Here is a 373-nt window from a genome sequence, read left to right as displayed (position 1 = left end):
CCATTAACTTACCTTCAGTCTTGTGGTTCTTGGGCACGCCACCCGTTAACACGATCATCGCATCTGAGTTCGCCTTAGCCATCGCCAATGTTGTCTCAAGACGCTCAATCAAAATTTGATGCATAGAGCCGTCTGGATTAAGCGCATAGCCCAAAGTGACAATCGCGCCATGATGATCAAGCAAGCCTTTATCCGCAGACTCTTTCAACGGTGTTTCTAACACGCGGTCGACCGTAGCAAAAATGCGTTTGATGTCTTCTGCTTTACCTTTGTTCAGACTTTCCAGTTTCTCCATGTGCTTATTGGATTCACTTTCATTGCCTTCAAATCGCTGCCAAACCGCAAGGTAAGCATGAAGATCAACATCGTCTGG

The 373-nt window shown here is 46.4% G+C and carries 1 pseudogene; it reads right to left on the bottom strand.

Annotation, left to right across the window (positions count from 1 at the left end):
* Nucleotides 1-373 (bottom strand): annotated as a pseudogene (locus tag AB4486_RS27590) (transporter); the annotation flags it as partial.

The organism is Vibrio sp. 10N.222.55.C6 (assembly GCF_041473395.1).
Classification (GTDB): Bacteria; Pseudomonadota; Gammaproteobacteria; order Enterobacterales; family Vibrionaceae; genus Vibrio; species Vibrio crassostreae_C.
Note: the sequence above shows the minus strand (reverse complement) of the source record. Positions and strands in the feature narration are given on the sequence as shown.